The organism is Blastococcus sp. TF02-8 (assembly GCF_003319175.1).
In the GTDB taxonomy this organism is placed as follows: Bacteria; Actinomycetota; Actinomycetes; order Mycobacteriales; family Geodermatophilaceae; genus Blastococcus.
Map to the genome: position 1 here is coordinate 1 of NZ_QOHK01000027.1, position 665 is coordinate 665.

Below are 665 nucleotides of genomic sequence, written 5' to 3' on the forward strand. Positions count from 1 at the left end.
AGATGTGTATAAGAGACAGCGCGGTCGTCCGCGTCGTCGCGGGCTGCGTGTGCGGCTCCGACCTGTGGTCGTACCGGGGCGTCAACGACGTGCCGGAGCCGCGCACGATGGGCCACGAGGCGATCGGCGTCGTCGAGGCGGTCGGCGCGGGCGTCGAGCGCGTGCGCGAGGGCGACTTCGTGGTCGTGCCCTTCAACCACTGCTGCGGCCGCTGCGCGCACTGCCGCGCAGGGCAGACGCAGGGCTGCGTCGAGCTCGCGATGACCGCGAGCGGCCAGGCCGAGCGCACGCTCGTGACCAACGCCGACGCGACGTGCTTCGTGCTCGACGATGCGCCCGCACCCGATCGCTACGCGGCGGTGCTTGCGCTCAGCGACGTGCTGCCGACCGGCTACCACGCGGCGATCTCGGCCGGCGTGACGCCCGGCTCGACGGCTGTCGTCGTCGGCGACGGCGCGGTCGGCCTGTGCGGCGTGCTCTCCGCGCAGCGCCTCGGCGCCGAGCGCATCATCGCCCTCTCGCGCAATCCCGAGCGGCAGCGGCTCGCGACCGCGTTCGGCGCGACCGACCTCGTCGGCGAGCGCGGCGACGCGGCGGTCGCTGCCGTGCTCGAGCTCACGGACGGCGTGGGGGCGGATGCGGTGCTCTAGTGCGTGGGCACGGAG

1 protein-coding gene is annotated in these 665 nt (G+C 74.3%); it reads left to right on the plus strand.

Features of this window, described 5'->3' with window-relative positions; genetic code table 11:
* The coding region (locus DQ237_RS19330; RefSeq protein WP_147251859.1) for an alcohol dehydrogenase catalytic domain-containing protein at positions 1-650 on the plus strand (650 nt) is incomplete at its 5' end.
* Positions 651-665 lie beyond the last annotated feature (15 nt).